This window comes from Coprococcus aceti (assembly GCF_025567285.1).
Taxonomy (GTDB): domain Bacteria; phylum Bacillota; class Clostridia; order Lachnospirales; family Lachnospiraceae; genus Coprococcus; species Coprococcus aceti.
Genome location: NZ_JAOQJT010000003.1, coordinates 306,946 through 325,662, shown reverse-complemented (window position 1 = coordinate 325,662; position 18,717 = coordinate 306,946). Strand labels below are relative to the sequence as shown.

Here is an 18,717-nt window from a genome sequence, read left to right as displayed (position 1 = left end):
TCAATCGCTTCTGCCGGATATTGTAAGCACCTGCCAAGACTCTGATTCCAAAGCCCCAACACGTGTTAATTGGCCTTATCTGCGGCAACCTTTCCTGCAATCTTGTCGGACGCAAAGTTGATAAGCACTACAAGTACAAGAAGCACTACCGCTGTTGCATAACCCTGATCCGTGTGAAGTCCTTCTTTTGACAGAAGGTACATATGAACCGCCAGAGTCCTTGTTGAATCGGTAAGCTTTGTCGCCATCTTTGCAACCGATCCTGCTGTGTATATGAGTGCTGCCGTTTCGCCCACGATACGTCCTGTCGCAAGTATGATTCCTGACAGTATTCCAGGAACGGCACTTGGAAGCACTACTTTGAATACTGTTCTGAGCTTTCCGGCTCCCAGTCCAAAACTTCCTTCTCTATAAGACTTAGGCACTGCCATAAGTGCCTCCTCTGTGGTTCTCATTATGACCGGAAGAACCATTATCGCCAGGGTTAACGCACCTGATATGAGTGATAATCTAAGTCCACACGCATTTGTGAAAAACAGCATTCCAAATAGTCCGTATACGATCGAAGGTATTCCTGTAAGTGTCTCCGCTGTGATCCTCACTACCCCCACCAGCTTATTGCCAGTCTTTGCATATTCGACAAGATATATCGCTGCAAATATTCCTATCGGACCTGCTATCAGGAGGGACAGCAGCGTCATGTAAACCGTATTTATAAGTGCCGGTACCAGCGAACAGTTGTCCGATGTATATTCCCAGCTGAATATGTCCGCATTAAGATTTGGGATTCCCTTTACCAGTACATACACCAACAGAAATCCTATGGAGAGCACAGTTATGAGCGTTGCCAGATGTACAAAGATAAACATTATGAATGATCCCGGTCTCTTTCTGTACTCAGCCCATTTCTCAGACCATGTGCTCTTGTTTATAGCCTCTATGCTGTCCACATCAACTATGGATGAAGGATCGTCCTCAGGTGCCGTCTTTTTCGTGCTGATTATTGTATTTTTTGTTCTGTCATCGCCACATGCGACAACTGTCTTTATTCCTTCTACTCTCTCTGTCATCTATGCCACCGTCTTTCTCTTTATGATGGAGAACAGGAGGTTGATAATGAGTATGAATACGAACAGTACAACGCCCGTCGCTATCAGAGCCTGTCTGTGCAGGTCCGTCGCATATCCCATCTCCATTACTATATTTGTGGTGAGTGTTCTGACACCTCTCAGTATTCCGTCAGGCATATGGACCTGATTTCCAGCGACCATGATGACCGCCATAGTCTCTCCAACTGCACGGCCAACACCAAGGATAATCGCAGCCATAACTCCTGACTTAGCTGCTGGAACTACTGTCTTGAACACACTTCGCTCATGTGTCGCTCCAAGTGCCAAAGCTCCCTGATAATATTTGTCAGGTACCGCTCTTATTGAGGTCTCTGATACACTGATGATAGTTGGAAGTATCATCATTCCAAGAAGTACTGATGCCGTGAGCATCGTATTTCCATTTACTCCAAATATGCTTCTCACCATCGGTACAAGCACACACATTCCAAAGAATCCATATACTACCGAAGGTATTCCGGCCATCAGATTGATAAATGGCTTTATAACTTTATATAATCTGTCGGGACAAAACTTTGCCAGATATATCGCCGTGAGAAGTCCTATCGGAACTCCAATTATCAGTGCTCCGGCTGTTACATATATACTTCCTAATATGAAAGGAAGAATGCCGTAGTATCCATTTGTAGGCTTCCAGACCTCACCAAGGGTGAAATCCCCGAAGCCTATCTCTTTAATGGCCGGTATTCCATTCACAAACAGGAACACACATATGAGTGCTACTGCTGCAATGGATACCAGTGCCGCTATCAGGAATACTACATGCATAATTGTTTCTTTAAGTTTATGCATAAGCTGATTACTTTACGTCCTCCCACTTTGCTGCTGAACCTGTGAATATGTCCTTGACCTGATCTACTGTGTAGTCCTCAGCAGGGTTGTTGTTATTTACTATAACTGCAATTCCGTCCATTGCTATTACTGTTGCCTTGAGACCAAGTGCTGTCTCTGTATCCTTGAGTTCACGTGATGCCATACCTATGTCGCATGTTCCATCTGATGTTGATGTGATACCTGTTGTTGAATCGCTCTCCTGAAGCTCGATGTCAGCGTTTGTGTTGATTGCCTTGTATGCCTCGATAAGTTTTTCCATAACAGGTGTTACTGAAGATGATCCTGCAACAACAATCTTGCCCTTTGGATTTGTTGAAGTAAATGCTCCGCTGTTTGCAACCTCGATGTACTTATTTGCTGAGATGATCTTCTGTCCATCCTCGCTCATGATGTAGTTGATGAAATCCTGTGCAACATCGCTGATGCCATCCTTTGTAACGATGTTGAATGGTCTTGAGAGGGTGTATGAACCATTGTTGATGTTCTCCTCACTTGCCTCAACTCCACCGATTTTGAGTGCCTTTACTGTATCGTTGAGTGCTCCGAGAGATATGTAACCGATTGCATAATCATCTCCTGCCACTGTTGTGAGCACGACTTCTGTGCTGTTACATGTGATGGCATTTGTTGTTGTGTTGTCGACCTTATTGCCATCTGCGTCCTTCTCCTCAACTCCTGTGAGTTCTACAAATGCTCCTCTTGTTCCTGAGCCTTCCTCTCTTGATACTACTGATATATCCTGTGTTGCATCGAATCCGCCATCTGCGCTCTTTGATGAATTATTTCCACAGCCTGCAAGGCTTCCTACCATAAGTGCTGCTCCAAGTGTAACTGCTAATACATTCTTTAATCTAATCATTTTTCTTATCTCCTTACTTTGCCCATATTCTTTCTTGGAACATCAGCCATGCAAAATCGCCTATCGGCGATGGCTGATGCTGCATAACAATTTTCTCCGAAAATTGTTACATGTGCCGGTTATCTCTTGAACCGGTCTTTACAAATATTGTATTATTGGGGCATATCATTCTTTGCTTATGTCCCGGAAAAGAACTCGCGCGCCTTTTGTTCTTTTCTTTGAACTATAATAAATGGCATAAGTAAAATACATAACCAACGCTATGTAAATTGAATGTAAAGTCGGCGTTAATCAATGCATGCTGAATGTACAGCAAATAATCTGCCATAACTTATAAATTGCAACCAGAAAGTGGGATAAATATACATGACAAATACCAGTTTAGAAGTAATAGGATATGTGAGATGTGACTATAAAGAAAAGTTCGGCATTCCAAGGCAGAGCGGTCTGACAGACTGCGCCACCGCTTTTATAGAGATGCTTCCACCGTACAATCAGGCAGAGGCGTTCAGAGGACTTGACGGATTCTCCCACATATGGCTGCTGTGGGACTTCTCCAGGGCTCACAAGAATGGTTTTACCGCAACAGTAAAACCCCCAAAGCTGGGTGGTAACCAGCGGATGGGGGTTTTTGCCACCAGATCACCTTTCAGGCCGAACAACATCGGACTGTCGTCGGTGAAGCTTCTGGACATTATATATAATGAAGAAACTGGCTGTGTACACGGGCTTGTGGTGTCAGGAGCCGATATCCTGGATGGTACACCGGTGTACGACATCAAGCCTTATCTGCCATACACAGACAGCCACCCGGAGGCGACCGGGGGCTGGACGGACTCTCTTGATATTCCGGAGCTGTCAGTACGTTTCTCTGACGATATCACTGCCAAACTTGAAACGATATTTTCAAATACACAGATCGAGGCCCTAAAAGAGATACTTGCGCAGGATCCAAGGCCGGGCTATCAGGATGAACCGAATAGACGCTATGGAATGCTGTACGGCGGATACGATATAAGGTTTACCATATCTGGTGACACTCTTACCATATGCGAAGTGGCTGAGCCCGGACCACAATGATACAAAAAGGCATTTTACCGGCATGAAGCTGAAAAATCATGATATTTTCTCATCGTCCTGGCAGTGACACTCCTCTCCTCAAAGCTGATATTTCCCAGTAGTTTCACCGGCATGACCCCCATCAAGGAATTGGTCACAAAGCATTCCTGATATGATGACAGTTCATCAGGGAATATCACCGTCTGCGTGACCGCCTCTGATTCACAGATATACCCCCTTACTGTTCCAGGCAGAAGACCTGAGTCTATCGCGGGTGTGTATATCCTGCCATCTCTCACAAAAAATATATTGCTCACCGTACCCTCGCATATCTGTCCCTTCGTATTCAGGAAGATCCGTTCATCCATTCCAGCTTTCCTAGACCGTCTTTTTTCAAGAATGCAGTCTCCGTAATTCATGGTTTTATGATATACGAACGGCGATGTCTCATTTCTTCTAACATTACTTATGTCCATTGCAAACCCCCGTTCGTATATATCCGGGGTGTAAGGATTATCTCTCATTGAAAAAACCACATTTTCCTGAGTCAGCATGATCTTTAACGCACATCGCCTCATATGACCTGATCGATCTCTGTAATCATGCTCACTCATCCACTTTCTCAGATATTCCAGCACAGCTATCCTGTCTATGCCCCGTTCTGCTGGCATGCCAAGATCCAGAAATCTTGCAGCATCTTCCAGACGTCTCAGATGCCTGTCAAGAAATATCGGCCTGCCGTCAACCACACTTATAGTTTCAAATGCTCCAAGACCAAATTGAAAGCAATCATCCATTTTTACATTCATTTTACATTTCTCCCATTTTCATCATTTTCAAATGCTACTGCAATGCACTGAGTATTGCTTTTGCCTTATCCCGTGTCTCTTCATACTCTGCACCAGGATCTGAATCGGCAGTAATACCGCCTCCAACGCCTAGATAATACCTGCCATTTCTGTACAATACAGTTCTTATCACTATATTAAAATCACATTTTCCATCCAATGTAATATAACCAATAGAGCCGGTGTAAATATTTCTCTTCCCGCATTCAAGTTCATCTGTAATCTCCATAGCCCTGCGTTTCGGCGCCCCCGTAACAGAACCACCCGGAAATGCCGCAGTAAGAAGAGACATCACATCTTCCCCATCCTGCAGCATGCCTTCAACATTTGCCACCTGATGAAAAACAGTTGCATACTCTTCTATCGAAAACAGTTCAGTCACTTTTACGCTTCCCGGTCTGCACACACGATTCAGGTCATTCCTCTCAAGATCTACAATCATCAGAAGTTCGCTCTTTTCCTTCTGTGATTTCTCAAGCTCACCCCTGAGCGCCTCATCCTCCCTGTCAGTCTCTCCTCGTCTCCTCGTTCCCTTTATCGGCCGGGTGTACACACGACGATCCTTTATCTGCATGAACCTTTCAGGAGATGCGCTCACTATCTGATAATCTCCCAGATCAAGATATCCACCAAATGGCGACGGATTACAAACTCGCAGATCGCGGAACACGTCCAGAGGCTTTTTTTCGCTGTCGACAACTATATGCCTTGTCATATTTGCAACATATACATCCCCCTCGGTTATATAATCCTTCAGCCTTCTTATAGAGTCCTCATACTCTTCCCTGCTGCATTCTTCGTACACATTCAAGTTATACTTCTTTCTCTTTTGTACATCTTCACTTGTCCTGTCAATTATATTCTCATTTTCCCGATCATCCCTGCCGCAATACTTCTCTATATCATTCTCCATTACATCAATATTTGACTGTGCATCACCTGTCATCCCATTTGCCACAAGATATGTCTCTTTTTTTAGGCAATCTTCAACAACAAAACAGTCATAGAATGTCATGACTGCCTCTGGAACAGACACAAGGTCTTCATTGATGGAATCAAGCCCCATCCTATCCATTCCATAATCGTAGGATACATACCCTATCGCTCCTGATACGATTGGCAAATCCTCCGGGCTCTTATCCATATGCTGTACAAGATACTGTCTCATATATTCTTCAAATGTTATATTCTTTTCAGAATCTCCATTAACCTCAAATGTATCCCCATTCTTAACAAGCCTGAGATACGGGCATCTCCCGATGATCGAATAGTGTCCCAGATTATTCACAAGGGATGAGTCAAGAAATGCTATTCCTGTCTCATCCTCATATATTTCAAAAACATCAGCTGCACACACATATCTGTCAAGTTTTTTTAGCACTCGCCTCATACTGCTCATATATGACTCCTTATCTGCAATTAAATTTCTCCGCCGCTATACAAAAATTATACAATATATCATGACCATACTCCGTAAGTACCGCTTCCGGGTGAAACTGCACCCCGTACAACGGCAACCTTCTGTGTGATATTCCCATAACTGCACCGTCCTCGGATATAGCATCCACCTGGTAATCATCCGGCAGACTACTGCCATTTATTACCAATGAGTGGTACCTTGTGACATGAAAGCTTTCCGGCAGCCGCGCGAACAGACCTGTTCCACAGGTATGTATCTCTGTCACCTTTCCATGCATTGGCATCTTTCCTTTTTCAACAATGGCGCCCGCACAATACCCAAGTATCTGATGTCCAAGGCAGACTCCAAGTATCGGAATCTTTCCCTTATACATGTTCACAACATCCACACACATTTTTGCCTCCCATGGCCGCCCAGGTCCCGGTGAAAGTATTATGCCCTCCGGCTCCAGATCTTCCACATCATGCAGAGATATCCGATCGCACCTTTTTACGGTCACACATCTTCCCATCTCTTCGAAATACGCCTTCAGGTTATACACAAATGAATCAAAATTGTCTATCATCAGATACATGCACTTCTCCTTATCCGCAATCACTATAAAACACAAAAAGGATAACAGCCGGCATGCCAAAGCATGCACAGTCGTTATCCTTTTCGGTCCGTAATCTGCACGTTATTTTTATCTTTGATTTTTACAGATTCTAACATATCTGTCCTCAGAAAGCAAATGCCTTTGCTACTTTTGCGCAGTCTCACTATGCAATGCGCCTACTGACGTGCCCTCTCATAGGCATCTGCATACTGCTGTTCCTGTGAGTTTATCTCCTCAACATCGCGGTTCTGTTTCAAGTAGGTTCCATCAGGCTGCTGTATACGCGCCTGCATGTTGTCCTTCATCATAAGTCCAAACATGTCCCTGATACGCTGCTTGATCTTATCATCATATATAGGTGTAGCAACCTCCACACGGCGGAGAGTGTTACGCGTCATAAAATCCGCCGAAGCTATATATATCTTGTCTCTGTCAGGTGTTCCGAAGATGTATATTCTTGAGTGCTCAAGGAAGCGTCCGACAATACTTCTTATATGTATATTCTCCGTCTCACCAGGAATCCCTGCCAGCAGACAGCATATTCCTCTGACTATAAGTTCAACCTTCACTCCCGCCTTTGATGCCTCAACCAGCTTGTCGATGATCTTTTTGTCAGTGAGAGAATTGATCTTAACTCCGATATAAGCAGGCTGACCGTCCTTTGCTATGGCAATCTCATCATCTATCATCTTGAGAACCGGAGCCTGCAGGCATTCAGGAGCCACAAGCAGGTGATCAGCATGGCTGACTGTATTGCCAATAAGAATCGACTGAAACACTTTCATGGCATCCTTGCCAATAGCCTCATTTGCAGTCATGAGCGACAGATCTGTGTAGAGTCTGGATGTCTTCTCATTGTAATTTCCCGTTCCTATCTGTGTTATGTACTGGATTTTACCTCCGTCTTTTCTGGTTATGAGACAGAGCTTTGAATGAACCTTGAGTCCGTCAACGCCATACACAACATGACAGCCCGCATCCTCGAGGGTACGGCTCCACTCTATATTATTTTCCTCATCAAATCTTGCCTTGAGCTCCACAAGTACCTCAACCTGCTTACCATTCTCTGCAGCTTCAACAAGTGCTTCCACAACCTTAGAGTTCTTCGCAAGACGATATAAAGTCATCCTGATTGCATTTACCTTTGGATCTCTTGCTGCCTCCTGAAGGAGATTCAGGAACGGTCTGATGCTCTCATACGGATATGAGAGAAGCACATCCTTCTCAAGTATCTGAGGTATAAGTGGCTTCATCACATCAAGATCCGGTGACTGCTGTGACACCCTCTTCTCAAAGAACAGCTCCTGTCTGTCCCTGAGCTTATCCTGTATCTGGAATACAAATGACAGATCCAGCGGAGATTTTGAATAAAATACATGTTTCTCGTCAAGCTCACAGTAATCACACACCTCGCCCACCATCTTCTGTGATATATCTCTTGTAAATTCTATTCTGACCGGAGCAAGTTTCTTTCTAAGCTTAACAACCTGTTCCATCTGATCTCTGTAGTTGAGGTCTTCATCATACACCTTGCTCACGTCGATATCGGCATTTCTGGTGATCCTCATGAGAGTCTTCTCCTGAACCTTGTAGCCCTTGAAAAGCCCTGGAGCATAGTGAAGGATAAGCTCCTCCAAAAGTATATAGGTTCCCGGCACGCCCGGAAGTGCCACAAGTCTTGGAAGCATGCCACTCTCACAAGGTATGATACCGAGTTTCTTCTTGCCCTTTCTCTCAAGTATGGCAAGGGCATATATCTCTCTGTTCTTGAGGAATGGGAATGGCTGTTTTCTTCCAACGATCATCACTGAGAGCAGCGGAAGTATCTCCTGCGCAAAATAACTGTCAAGATACTTTGCGTCAGCCTTCGACAGGTCTGCGTACCTTACCAGTCTAAACCCCTCCGTCTCAACATCTTTCATGAGATTCTCATATATGTTGTCTTTGATCGCATTGAGCTTTGTGACATTCTCAAGGATCGCATCAATCTGTTCCTGTGGGCTGAGCTTTGTCTTGTTCTCCCTCTGATCTCCGGTCAAAAGTTTCTGATCCTCCAGAGAACCAACTCTCACCATGAAGAATTCATCAAGATTTGACTGATATATTGCCAGAAATGACAATTTCTCGCAAAGCGGTGAATTCTCATTCTGTGCCTCCTCCAGCACACGCTCATTAAACTTGAGCCATGAAATCTCTCTGTTGACGTATACGCCCTTTATTGTACTTATATTTGTATCCTGTGCCATTTCTTCATATTCTCCTTTTCTGTTCTTTATTTTTCTTATCAGTCTGATCAGCCAGTTTACCAATTGCCTGTCCTCTTTCTATCTGTTTTATTCTATACATACACAACAAGACGGATAGCCATATGACTATCCCTCTCATCATAGGAGCAGACTCATTATATGCACCCATGTGAGTTGCTGTTCCTTATTGTGGTAATCATCTCAAATCGCTCCAGGCAGTATACTTCTTATCATATATCTTCTTCAGCATATCCACCGATATGTCAGATAGCGTATTCTCACTGTTTACGATCACAGCAATCGCATCACGTCCAAATACATATGATGTGAGCAGCTCGCTCTCGTACGGCTGAAGGCTTCTGGATGACATTCCAAGGTCACATCTGCCCTGAAGCGCATCATTGAGTCCCTGTGTCGAATCCGACTCTGTGACCAAGATCTTCGCTGCCGGATTGATCTTCATGTATTCCTCTGCCAGCTTAGATACGATCGGAGCTGCCGATGTAGAACCATGTATCTCCACCGTACCACCAGACTTGTCTGACAGGAATGTCTCGCTCTTTTTTACCGGAACACAGTAGTCCGCAACCACTGCCTGCCCCGCTGACTTCACATAAGCCATGAAATCCTTTGCCACAGCTGACAACTCTCCGTTATACACCAATATATAATCCCTGCACAGAGGATATTTGTCCTTCTCTATAGATGCCGCATCCGGAGCTACACCATCGACATCCAGCGCCTTTACACCACTGTTATTTTCCGCACTGTAAGCTATATAACCTATCGCATTTTTGTCAGAAGCAACTTCCGATATGACCTTATCTGTGGATTCTGCAACAGTGTTTGTTCCCGTAGCATCGGTACCTACAAGATTGTCAAATTCCGTCTTAGTACCGGAACCTTCCTCTCTGGAAACCACATTTATCGTACCCATGGATGACATATCCGGAACGTCCACTTTGGCGCCACATCCTGTGAGTAACAGAGAACCCAGTGCAGTCATTGCAAGAAATTTGCCAATCATTTTCCAGTATCTGTCCCTTTTGCAGCTCCTGTCTATATTACTGTCAATATACGTTCTTTCACATTTGTATTTTGTCATGCCTGAGCACCTGCCTTCACCATGACTTCACTGTCGCTATCCATATTCTCTATATCAAGTTTGTCAAATGTGAAATCGTCGATTGCCTCTTCCGCAATGGATATGCAGTTGTCCGCCATACGGTCCATGCTGTAAAGGAGTGCTGAATAATCCGCTGTCAGGCTTCTCACACATGTGTTTTTCTTGACTCTTGCGAGATGAGCCTTACCTGCCTGTCTCTGGAGCTTTCTTATCTTCTTCTTGTCTGCGGCAACCTTATCAGGAGTTTCGCTGTCCCCAGTAATTATTGCATTCATTGACTCACCGAAAAGTTTCTCTGTCATATCCATACATGCTGTCAGGTCAGCTATCGCAGCATCCGACAGCAGTTGTCCATTGTCCAGGATCTTTTTATACAGGCCATCCACCTCATCGCACCTGTCTGCTATACGCTCTATATTGTTGCTGACCACCATGAGGCCTGCCGCCTGCTCTGCCTGTTTCTCGGTAAGGTTACCACTTGATATCAGCTTTGTGATGAAATCAACTATTATATTCTGAAGCTCCTTGACCTTGTCATGCTCATCCACATATTTGTCACGGATATCTGTAATATTTCTCTTCTCTATAGCATTTTTCATAGCACCTATCATCTTACCCGCATGAACAGACAATCTTGATATTTCTTTTGCGGCCATGTAGATAGCTGCCGCCGGCTGTGACATAGCTTTATCATCGAGGTATTTGGCTACAAAGCCATCTGAATTTTTCTTGTCCTCACCCCTGATGATGAACTTAACTATCTTCACCATAACAGGTATCAGAGGCAGCCAGATAAGTGTACATGCCACATTGAACGTGGTATGCGCATTTGCTATCTGTCTTGATATGATGTCAAGTTCATCGCCCTTCGGTGATATCCACTGCACAAATGCAGCCAGCGGTCTTATAAGGAACATGAAAAGTATGGTTCCTGTGATATTGAATGTACTGTGCGCGATGGCTGTTCTCTTGGCATTCTTGGACTGTCCTATGGATGCCAGAAGCGCTGTGATGGTTGTTCCAATGTTATCTCCAAAAAGGATAGGTATCGCCCCTGCCAGACCTATGACACTGTGTATTCCGTCAGGTCCAGGCTGTGACGCAAAGTTCTGAAGTACCGCAATGGTCGCCGAACTACTCTGTACAACCAAGGTCATGACTGCACCAAGTACAACTCCGAGAACCGGTATCTCTGACACCTTGCCCATCAGATCCACAAATATCGCACTGCTGGCAAGTGGTTTCATAACACCACCCATGACCTCAATACCTTCAAAGAGAAGTCCAAATGAGAATATGACCATACCAACATTTCTGATCTTTTCCTTCTTGAACACAAAGTTCATAATGAAGCCTATGAATATGATCGGATATATGTAATTACTGATCTTGAACGCCATAAGCTGTGCCGTCATGGTCGTTCCTATATTTGCTCCAAATATTACTGATATAGCCTGTGGCAGACTCATGAGTCCTGCACTTACAAATCCGATGACCATGACCGTGGTCGCCGAACTGCTCTGGAGAACTGCGGTTACAAGTGCCCCCGCCAAAGCTCCCATCAAAGGATTCTTGGTAAGGAATCCCAATATCCTCTTCATCTTCTCTCCTGCTGCCTTCTGGAGTGCATCGCTCATGCTATTCATTCCATATAGGAACATTGCAAGTCCTCCCAGCAATCCAAATACTATCTTAACTCTTTCATCCACTGTGTTTTTTTCCTCCTTATGTAAATCTCATCTTAAACAAGCATATCCACATAAGGAAATGGCCGCTATCCACATGCAGTAAACGAAATGTAAAATCTATGTAAAAAGCAAGAAAAGCCAGCAGACACACTTCATGTGTATCTACTGGCTTAAATTTCATCACCATAAATTTGCTATTATACTAGCATTTTGTATCGTATTTTTCAATATGCAGGCACGTAAAATTTATGTAAACTACATTAAAACAGTCTATCCAGTGATAGTATTATAAAGTTAATACCTTTCTCCCATTTTGCTACAGCCTGACGCGAAACACCACATATTTCCTCCAACTATATAATTCTATCGCCTACTTTTACATGATAAAACCAATTTTACTCATATTCAACCAACTTCTGGTTGCCTTGATTGCAACTCCAGGTTACATTTATCTGCAACTTTTCTAGATGTGACATGAATTAACGCATATATATCAAGTTAATCACTTGATAACAAATAAAAAAGAGGTCTCCACATTCTGATGCGCACCCGGAATTCCAGATATATTCCAATTACATTGATTGGGAGAACCTCTTTTTTATTTTCTTATATTATTCTCTTCTAATTGTGCTCTGGCACTACAGCATAGAACACCAGATCCTCATCGCCGTTGTTCTTCAGGCTGTGGCTGTGTCCCGGCGGACAATAATGGCAGTCGCCCGGATTGAGTATCTCCATGGTGTCGTCATACTCCATGGTTCCAACTCCTGAGATGATAAATATGATCTCGCTGTTGGTGTCATGTGTGTGAAGTCCTATAGAACTTCCGGCTGGAAGTGTTGCCCTCATGATCTTGTTGTAATTGCCTACGTGCATGCGTGGCTTGAATACGCCTTCGCCACCCTTAAAGTTCTGAATATTCTGCTCCTCAAGTGAATCAAATGATATCTTCATCCGTTGTCCTCCTTACGAAAAATTCCTGCAAACGCATGAAATGCGCTCCGCGCGGCGTCTGCATGCTATGTCGTCAAGCGCACCACACTCTCAAGAAGTCTGTCACAGGCTTCCTCTATTATGTCTTCTTCTATGCCCGAATAATTGATAACCAGTGTGTGGCTGTCCTCCTGCTCTTTTCCGTGGCAGTACTGGCTAAGGCTGGATATGTTGATTCCTGCCGCGGCAGCCCTGTCCACCATCTCTCTGTCCGTGTATGACGTGTCGATCTCCATAAGGAAATGAAGACCTGCATTCTCTTCCTTTATCGTTACCTGTGGATACAGCCTATGATTCCTGATACAACCAAGTATCCTGTCCCTGCTGTTCCTGTAAAACTTTCTCATCCTGTTGATGTGCTTTTCCAGATACCCCTCCTGGATAAATCTTGTGAGTGTATACTGATCAAAATTCGACACCGTACACGCATAAAAGCTTAGTACATGATTATACCTTACCATGAGCGGTATTGGCAATACCATGTAGCTTATTCGTATGGTTGATGACAAACTTTTTGAAAATGTATTCATGTATATGACCTTATCTGAGGCATCTATACTCTGAAGTGCTGGGATCGGATTGCCCACCAGACGGAATTCACTGTCATATTCATCCTCTATGATATATCTGCCCTCCTGCTTTGCCGCCCAGCCCAGCAGTTCATATCTCCTGCTCGCCGGAGTGACAGTTCCCGTAGGGAAATGGTGTGACGGTGATATATGCACCACATCAGCCCCGGACCGCTCTAGCGAATCTATGTTGACACCGCTCTCATCCATGTCTATATAACAGCATTTCACTTGATATGCATCGTATATGTGCTGTATCTTCTGATATCCCGGATTCTCCACACCGTATACGCTGTCCCTGCCGAGAAGCTGTATGATAAGACCATACAGATATTCCGTTCCCGCGCCGACTATGATCTGGTTCGGGCTTACAGACATCCCCCTGAACTGATAGAGATAATCCGCAATGGCCTTTCTGAGTTCAAATATACCACCAGACGGTGATCTCTTCATAAGCTTTTCCCGGTCATCCATCATCGTCTCCCTCATGAGTTTCGTCCATGTCGAAAATGGGAAGTTCTCACTGAGGGTGGAATTGTTTACAAAGTCGGCAAAGAACCTGTTCTGGCCAGGGGATTCTGCGTGTTCCCTGATCACATGAGAATGCTCTGTCACATGGTCTTCCGATCGTATTCCGCGCAAGTATGCAACGTCCGATTCATCTGAGGTCATGTTCTGCCTTGCATTATCTTTCATTACGTAACCTTCTGTACCACCCTTATATTCACTGGCATAGTAGGCATTGCGCACTCCCACAACATCCGCATCCTCGGCCTTCACGTCACACACATAGAACCCGCTCTTCGGCTTGGAATAAATATACCCCTCCGCAAGAAGCTGGCTGTAGGCATTCTCCACAGTGACCACGCTCACATTCAGATGAGCTGCAAGTGCCCTCTTTGACGGCAGCTTCTCATGGGCTTTAAGATTTCCCATTAATATGTCATTTTTTATCTCTTTGTACAAATGTTCATAGAGGAAATCCATCCCCCTGTCATCAAATGAATAAGTCAGCATCCGCTACTCTCCCAGTATTATGTCAACTATCTTCTGTGGTTCATGAATGACAAATGGTGCTCCAAGGCTCATGATGAACTCCTCATCCCTGAAACCCCAGCCAACCATGATGACATCCGTTCCAGAATTTCTTGCTGTGGCAAGATCCACATCAGAGTCACCTATATATACAACATCCTTCTTCTCAAGACCAAGCGTTCTGAGGCACTCCTCCACCATGTCAGGTGCCGGTTTCTTTGCTATGCCAGACTTCTCGCCAAGTGCAAAATCAAACATTCCCGGGAAATAGTCAACACACAGATCCTGGACTGCGAAATCCGCCTTGTTGGACACGACCGCAGTCTTCACACCTGCTGCCCTGAGCTTTGCGATGGCATCATGTATTCCGTCATATGGTCTGGTCTTGATGGCACTATGCTCTTTATAATAAGAAGCAAATGTATCAAACACCTTATCTATAGTTGCCACATCAGTTCCCGCCGGCACAGCTCTCTCAATGAGCTTTCGTATGCCATTCCCAACAAATCTTCTAACCTCATCTATAGTTCTCTCAGGGAATCCATGATGAGCAAGTGCATAGTTTGTACTGTCTGTCAGGTCCTCCAGAGTATTGAGTATTGTTCCATCCATATCAAATATCGCTGCCTTGTATCTCATGTCATACATCTCCTTGTCTTGTTTGTAATTATGCTTATTCCCATTATAATCTGTGAGTTAAGGTTGTCAATCAACAATGATGCCACAAAAAATCCGGCACAGGAGGGAGGTTCCTGTGCCGGACTTTTATATACAAATGAAAGTAATCTGTCTATCGTATGTTATTCAATTGTTATATACTTTGACTTTGGCTCTTCCGGTTTCTTCTCAATCTTTGGAACTGTGAGCTTAAGCACTCCGTCTTCAAACTTGGCCTTGATATCTTCCTGAGTCAGATCCTTGCCAACATAGAAGGTTCTGCTGCCTGAGCCACTGTAACGCTCCTTGCGGATGTACTTTGTCTTCTTATCCTCCTCTGTAGTCTCACTCTTTGTAGAAGCGTTCACGATCAGATATCCATCCTTGAGCTCTATCTTCACATTCTCTTTCTTAACTCCTGGAAGATTCATCTCAACTGTGTAGGCATCCTCGCTCTCGGCTACATCAGCCTGCATAAATCCATTCATCTGCGTCTGCTTTGGTGCTGTATAAGTCCTCTCAGGATATCCAAAGAAATCATCTAAAAAGCTATCTCCAATAATACTAGGCATTAACATAAGTCATCTCTCCTTCCAATATCTATCCCCTCTGCCTTTATCGCATCAGGTATATACATGTTAATAATTTCGTTTTCTTTTCAAAGGATCGCTTCAAGGCTTATCGTTAATTTCTATTTAGAAGCTCTTTCCTTTGACTGATTATGTTATACCACTTCTGTTAGCACTCGTCAACACCGAGTGCTAATAAATTTTGTGAAAAATTTGTGAAGTCCACTAATTCAGGACTTCACAACCTCACACATAAAACGTCTTTTCATCCTCGAGCCTGAAACATGCAAGTCTTGCGTTCTTTTTCCCTGTATATCTCATCCAGCATCCACAGTCAATGTCATAGAACAAAAAGTCCCGCTCCTCGTCATACCTTCGAAATACCCATCCATCATTATATGCAAACTCCTCCTCTTTGATCGTTGGAGTATGCCCCGCCACTACCATGCCGTGCATGATGCCGCCATCTGTAAATCCATCACCCCTGGCGTTCATATAGAACTCTTCCCTTGAGCTGTACCTGGTCTTAAGTTCCGGCGTATCAAGTCTCCTGATGTATCCGGCATGAACTACTATGCATTTTCTGCCAGACACTTTCGTTTCATACAGATACGGCATGTTCTTTATCCGGTCCGCCCATGCACATAACCGCGAGAAAGTATATCCGGATTCTATCAGCTCATATACCGTCTCACAGCGGTCAAACTTTACGCTGGCATCTTTTTTCGCAAGCTTTTTCATCGACTGGTACAAAGTTTTCATGTCCTGCAGGCTATCCCTGTCAAGATCCATTTTGTAGCTGATGATCCTCATCGCCTCTATATTCTGTGCAAAATCCTCATCGTGATTTCCCCGTAGCAGAATGACATTTGGCGGAACATTCATTATCCATTCCAGCACCTCAGCGTTCTTTGGTCCCTTATCCACATAATCCCCGGCACATATCAGAGTGTCACTGTCTTCTAAATTTATCTTCTCAAGCATCCGGATCAGCTCGTCATAGCATCCGTGGATGTCCGATATTACATAACTGCCCATATCTATCCTCCAATATCATACTTCATATCAAACATATACCAGACTTATTTCTGTAAATGTCAACACCATCTGAAAGTAAATTCTGGGTAAATGTCTGGTCAGGACATATAATGCTTGTGCTTTCCAATATCGCCAAATAGTCCAGCGCTCATTCATCAAGCATTAGCTTTCCTTTCTTCGCCTTCAACTTTAATCGTTCCATTTGTTCTTTCTCGATCTGTTGAATACTTTTTTCTGGCGTTGGAAGATCTTCAGGCATCGTGCCACCAATCTTTTCTATGGCAGTGCGCACTTCTTTTCCAACATTATAATGAACTGATGTTGCCTTATCAGCGCCTTGTATTTTGTCTTTCCTCAACTTTTCTTCTGTCTGAGATATACGAAACAAGTTTGCGATCAACTCCGTACTTCCCATATAGTCAAGTATTTTTTGCCCAACTTCTAACTGTTTTCTTGAATGGATATCGTCTACATCAAGTCCTCCATACAGACCCATATAACCTGCATTTTGGAAAAAAGCAAATTCTTCATTTGTTATTACTCCAGCATTATAAGCAGTCTCTGCCAACATCTGATTCCACTGCTTGATATCGCCCCGAACCACCAGTCTTCTATTATCCTCATCCAACTCATTAAAATGATCAGCGACTTCCTGTCTGTATGTCTGTATTGCAAAATATGTCTGACCTAAAGCTATGACTTCCTTACGTGGATCTCCATTCTGTACTACCAAATAACATGCATATCGGGATAATTCGTAATCTCTTGTTGGTTTCGACGTAATTCCTGCTTCAACGATTTTGCTGACCTCAGCAAAATCGTCAGAAACCCTATGTCCACTATTCTCACATGCAATCATCGCTCTTTTTATTACCTTTTCAAAATTTCTCCACTGTACATAATCAAGTGCCGGACCAAGTTCTCTCGCACTCCAATATTCACTTCCATCTTCACAAACATGTTTGATATCTTCACAATTACCATAATAATTTTATCATAGTTACACCTTAAGCACTACTTGATTCCCGTATTTTTTATTATTTACGCCATATTTAGCAGTCTCAATTACTTTCCTACGTTTTTCCTGTACCATATAATTCTGACAAATACATACAAAGGAGATCAACTATGGACAACATGCAAACATTGATAAAAAACTATTTGGAATACTGTGGTAAACAGAAATGCCTTGATGAAAAAACTCTGAAAGCGTATAAGATCGATCTAAAGCAATTCTCAGACTATCTTTGCTCATCTGACATCACCGACGTTTCCACCAGTATATTGGAGAATTACATCGGTGAACTTCATAATAAATACAAGCCCAAGACCGTAAAACGTAAAATTGCATCTGCAAAAGCATTTTTTCACTATCTTGAATACAAGGAAATCCTGGATAGAAATCCGTTCAATAAACTGCAGCTCAAATTTCGAGAGCCCGTAATATTACCCAAGACCATTCCACTTCACACCGTTGAAACAATTTTGTCCACCATTTATGAACAGCTTAATTGTGCCAAAACTATCTATCAAAGAAGGAATTCTCTGAGAGACGCAGCCGTTATTGAACTTTTATTTGCAACCGGCATGCGAATTTCTGAACTCTGTGCGCTGAAAGTCAACGATATCAACCTGTACGATGGAAGCATCCTTATATATGGCAAGGGCAATAAGGAACGGCGAATCCAGATAGGAAATACTTCAGTTATAAGTATACTGAGCAAATACAAAGATGATTTTTATTCGGAGATAGCCAATTGCAACCACTTTTTTGCTAACCAATGTGGCCGTCCCCTGACAGATCAGACTGTCCGCAGAATGATAAATAAATATACTTCCATTGCAGCAATTACTCAGCACATTACCCCCCATATGTTCAGACATACTTTTGCAACAAGTCTGCTGGAAGCTGATGTAGATATCCGCTATATTCAGGAAATGCTGGGGCACAGCTCTATCAACATCACCGAGATTTATACTCACGTTGCGCTTGCTAAACAACGAAGTATTTTGGCAACTAAACATCCGAGAAATAATTTTAATATTTAGTT

Annotated in this window: 18 protein-coding genes; 2 read left to right on the top strand and 16 right to left on the bottom strand. The window is 43.5% G+C overall.

The annotated features are described in order from the left end of the window. Positions 1–65: 65 nt before the first annotated feature. From pstA to OCV54_RS06305, 3 genes are read right to left on the bottom strand one after another with little or no spacing between them, the layout of a single operon-like run. Complete coding sequence (gene pstA / locus OCV54_RS06315) at positions 66–1,070, bottom strand: phosphate ABC transporter permease PstA (protein ID WP_015533777.1); 1,005 nt, start codon at positions 1,068–1,070, stop codon at positions 66–68. Next, entirely contained in the window at positions 1,071–1,922 is an 852-nt protein-coding gene (gene pstC / locus OCV54_RS06310; protein WP_015533776.1) for a phosphate ABC transporter permease subunit PstC, read from the bottom strand. It abuts the gene before it with no gap. Positions 1,923–1,929: 7 nt separating this feature from the next. Then, positions 1,930–2,823 carry a substrate-binding domain-containing protein gene (locus OCV54_RS06305; protein WP_055223137.1) on the bottom strand — a complete coding sequence of 298 codons (894 nt, stop codon included), beginning with the start codon at positions 2,821–2,823 and terminating at the stop codon, positions 1,930–1,932. Positions 2,824–3,189: 366 nt separating this feature from the next. On the opposite strand from OCV54_RS06305, the gene tsaA reads away from it, so the two are divergent. Continuing rightward, positions 3,190–3,903, top strand: coding sequence for a tRNA (N6-threonylcarbamoyladenosine(37)-N6)-methyltransferase TrmO (gene tsaA, locus OCV54_RS06300; RefSeq protein WP_055223136.1), 714 nt, complete (start codon positions 3,190–3,192; stop codon positions 3,901–3,903). A 14-nt stretch (positions 3,904–3,917) separates the two neighbouring features. Here the strand turns inward: tsaA and OCV54_RS06295 are convergent, their stop codons facing one another. The 13 genes from OCV54_RS06295 to dinD form a co-directional block, all read right to left on the bottom strand. Continuing rightward, on the bottom strand, positions 3,918–4,691 hold the full coding sequence (locus OCV54_RS06295) for an aminotransferase class IV (RefSeq protein ID WP_055223135.1): 774 nt from the start codon (positions 4,689–4,691) through the stop codon (positions 3,918–3,920). A 34-nt stretch (positions 4,692–4,725) separates the two neighbouring features. Next, a complete protein-coding gene (gene pabB / locus OCV54_RS06290) occupies positions 4,726–6,129 on the bottom strand; it encodes an aminodeoxychorismate synthase component I (RefSeq protein WP_055223134.1) in 1,404 nt (467 codons plus the stop codon). A 10-nt stretch (positions 6,130–6,139) separates the two neighbouring features. Then, positions 6,140–6,724, bottom strand: coding sequence for an anthranilate synthase component II (locus OCV54_RS06285; protein ID WP_015533771.1), 585 nt, complete (start codon positions 6,722–6,724; stop codon positions 6,140–6,142). A gap of 197 nt (positions 6,725–6,921) precedes the next feature. Beyond that, positions 6,922–8,991, bottom strand: coding sequence for a polyphosphate kinase 1 (ppk1, locus tag OCV54_RS06280; protein WP_055223240.1), 2,070 nt, complete (start codon positions 8,989–8,991; stop codon positions 6,922–6,924). Between the two features lie 4 nt (positions 8,992–8,995). Beyond that, the gene (locus OCV54_RS06275) at positions 8,996–9,160 is read right to left on the bottom strand and encodes a hypothetical protein (RefSeq protein ID WP_004850057.1); all 165 of its coding nucleotides are present in this window, start codon (positions 9,158–9,160) and stop codon (positions 8,996–8,998) included. Positions 9,161–9,187: 27 nt separating this feature from the next. Then, on the bottom strand, positions 9,188–10,018 hold the full coding sequence (locus tag OCV54_RS06270; protein ID WP_070099098.1) for a substrate-binding domain-containing protein: 831 nt from the start codon (positions 10,016–10,018) through the stop codon (positions 9,188–9,190). A 74-nt stretch (positions 10,019–10,092) separates the two neighbouring features. Continuing rightward, on the bottom strand, positions 10,093–11,826 hold the full coding sequence (locus OCV54_RS06265) for a Na/Pi cotransporter family protein (protein WP_022215832.1): 1,734 nt from the start codon (positions 11,824–11,826) through the stop codon (positions 10,093–10,095). Between the two features lie 600 nt (positions 11,827–12,426). Next, the gene (locus OCV54_RS06260) at positions 12,427–12,759 is read right to left on the bottom strand and encodes a cupin domain-containing protein (RefSeq protein WP_004850052.1); all 333 of its coding nucleotides are present in this window, start codon (positions 12,757–12,759) and stop codon (positions 12,427–12,429) included. Between the two features lie 65 nt (positions 12,760–12,824). Then, a complete protein-coding gene (gene pdxR / locus OCV54_RS06255; RefSeq protein ID WP_055223131.1) occupies positions 12,825–14,384 on the bottom strand; it encodes a MocR-like pyridoxine biosynthesis transcription factor PdxR in 1,560 nt (519 codons plus the stop codon). A gap of 3 nt (positions 14,385–14,387) precedes the next feature. Beyond that, on the bottom strand, positions 14,388–15,041 hold the full coding sequence (locus OCV54_RS06250; protein ID WP_022058003.1) for an HAD family hydrolase: 654 nt from the start codon (positions 15,039–15,041) through the stop codon (positions 14,388–14,390). Positions 15,042–15,202: 161 nt separating this feature from the next. Then, the gene (locus OCV54_RS06245; protein WP_022215836.1) at positions 15,203–15,637 is read right to left on the bottom strand and encodes an Hsp20/alpha crystallin family protein; all 435 of its coding nucleotides are present in this window, start codon (positions 15,635–15,637) and stop codon (positions 15,203–15,205) included. A gap of 237 nt (positions 15,638–15,874) precedes the next feature. Continuing rightward, positions 15,875–16,666: a metallophosphoesterase gene (locus OCV54_RS06240; RefSeq protein WP_055223129.1), complete on the bottom strand. Its 792-nt coding sequence runs from the start codon at positions 16,664–16,666 to the stop codon at positions 15,875–15,877. Positions 16,667–16,814: 148 nt separating this feature from the next. Then, entirely contained in the window at positions 16,815–17,633 is an 819-nt protein-coding gene (gene dinD, locus OCV54_RS06235; RefSeq protein WP_055223127.1) for a DNA damage-inducible protein D, read from the bottom strand. Positions 17,634–17,794: 161 nt separating this feature from the next. Between dinD and OCV54_RS06230 the strand changes: the two genes are divergently transcribed. Beyond that, positions 17,795–18,715, top strand: coding sequence for a tyrosine-type recombinase/integrase (locus OCV54_RS06230; protein ID WP_055223125.1), 921 nt, complete (start codon positions 17,795–17,797; stop codon positions 18,713–18,715). Positions 18,716–18,717: the final 2 nt, after the last annotated feature.

What these genes read in the sequence shown, in the direction of transcription:
- pstC (WP_015533776.1), bottom strand. Translation starts at nt 1,922, where the DNA reads ATGCATAAACTTAAAGAAACAATTATGCATGTAGTATTCCTGATAGCG.
- OCV54_RS06295 (WP_055223135.1), bottom strand. Translation starts at nt 4,691, where the DNA reads ATGAATGTAAAAATGGATGATTGCTTTCAATTTGGTCTTGGAGCATTT.
- OCV54_RS06240 (WP_055223129.1), bottom strand. Translation starts at nt 16,666, where the DNA reads ATGGGCAGTTATGTAATATCGGACATCCACGGATGCTATGACGAGCTG.
- OCV54_RS06285 (WP_015533771.1), bottom strand. Translation starts at nt 6,724, where the DNA reads ATGTATCTGATGATAGACAATTTTGATTCATTTGTGTATAACCTGAAG.
- pstA (WP_015533777.1), bottom strand. Translation starts at nt 1,070, where the DNA reads ATGACAGAGAGAGTAGAAGGAATAAAGACAGTTGTCGCATGTGGCGAT.
- OCV54_RS06275 (WP_004850057.1), bottom strand. Translation starts at nt 9,160, where the DNA reads ATGGGTGCATATAATGAGTCTGCTCCTATGATGAGAGGGATAGTCATA.
- OCV54_RS06305 (WP_055223137.1), bottom strand. Translation starts at nt 2,823, where the DNA reads ATGATTAGATTAAAGAATGTATTAGCAGTTACACTTGGAGCAGCACTT.
- pabB (WP_055223134.1), bottom strand. Translation starts at nt 6,129, where the DNA reads ATGAGCAGTATGAGGCGAGTGCTAAAAAAACTTGACAGATATGTGTGT.
- pdxR (WP_055223131.1), bottom strand. Translation starts at nt 14,384, where the DNA reads ATGCTGACTTATTCATTTGATGACAGGGGGATGGATTTCCTCTATGAA.
- OCV54_RS06250 (WP_022058003.1), bottom strand. Translation starts at nt 15,041, where the DNA reads ATGAGATACAAGGCAGCGATATTTGATATGGATGGAACAATACTCAAT.
- OCV54_RS06270 (WP_070099098.1), bottom strand. Translation starts at nt 10,018, where the DNA reads ATGATTGGCAAATTTCTTGCAATGACTGCACTGGGTTCTCTGTTACTC.
- OCV54_RS06230 (WP_055223125.1), top strand. Translation starts at nt 17,795, where the DNA reads ATGGACAACATGCAAACATTGATAAAAAACTATTTGGAATACTGTGGT.
- OCV54_RS06260 (WP_004850052.1), bottom strand. Translation starts at nt 12,759, where the DNA reads ATGAAGATATCATTTGATTCACTTGAGGAGCAGAATATTCAGAACTTT.
- OCV54_RS06245 (WP_022215836.1), bottom strand. Translation starts at nt 15,637, where the DNA reads ATGTTAATGCCTAGTATTATTGGAGATAGCTTTTTAGATGATTTCTTT.
- ppk1 (WP_055223240.1), bottom strand. Translation starts at nt 8,991, where the DNA reads ATGGCACAGGATACAAATATAAGTACAATAAAGGGCGTATACGTCAAC.
- tsaA (WP_055223136.1), top strand. Translation starts at nt 3,190, where the DNA reads ATGACAAATACCAGTTTAGAAGTAATAGGATATGTGAGATGTGACTAT.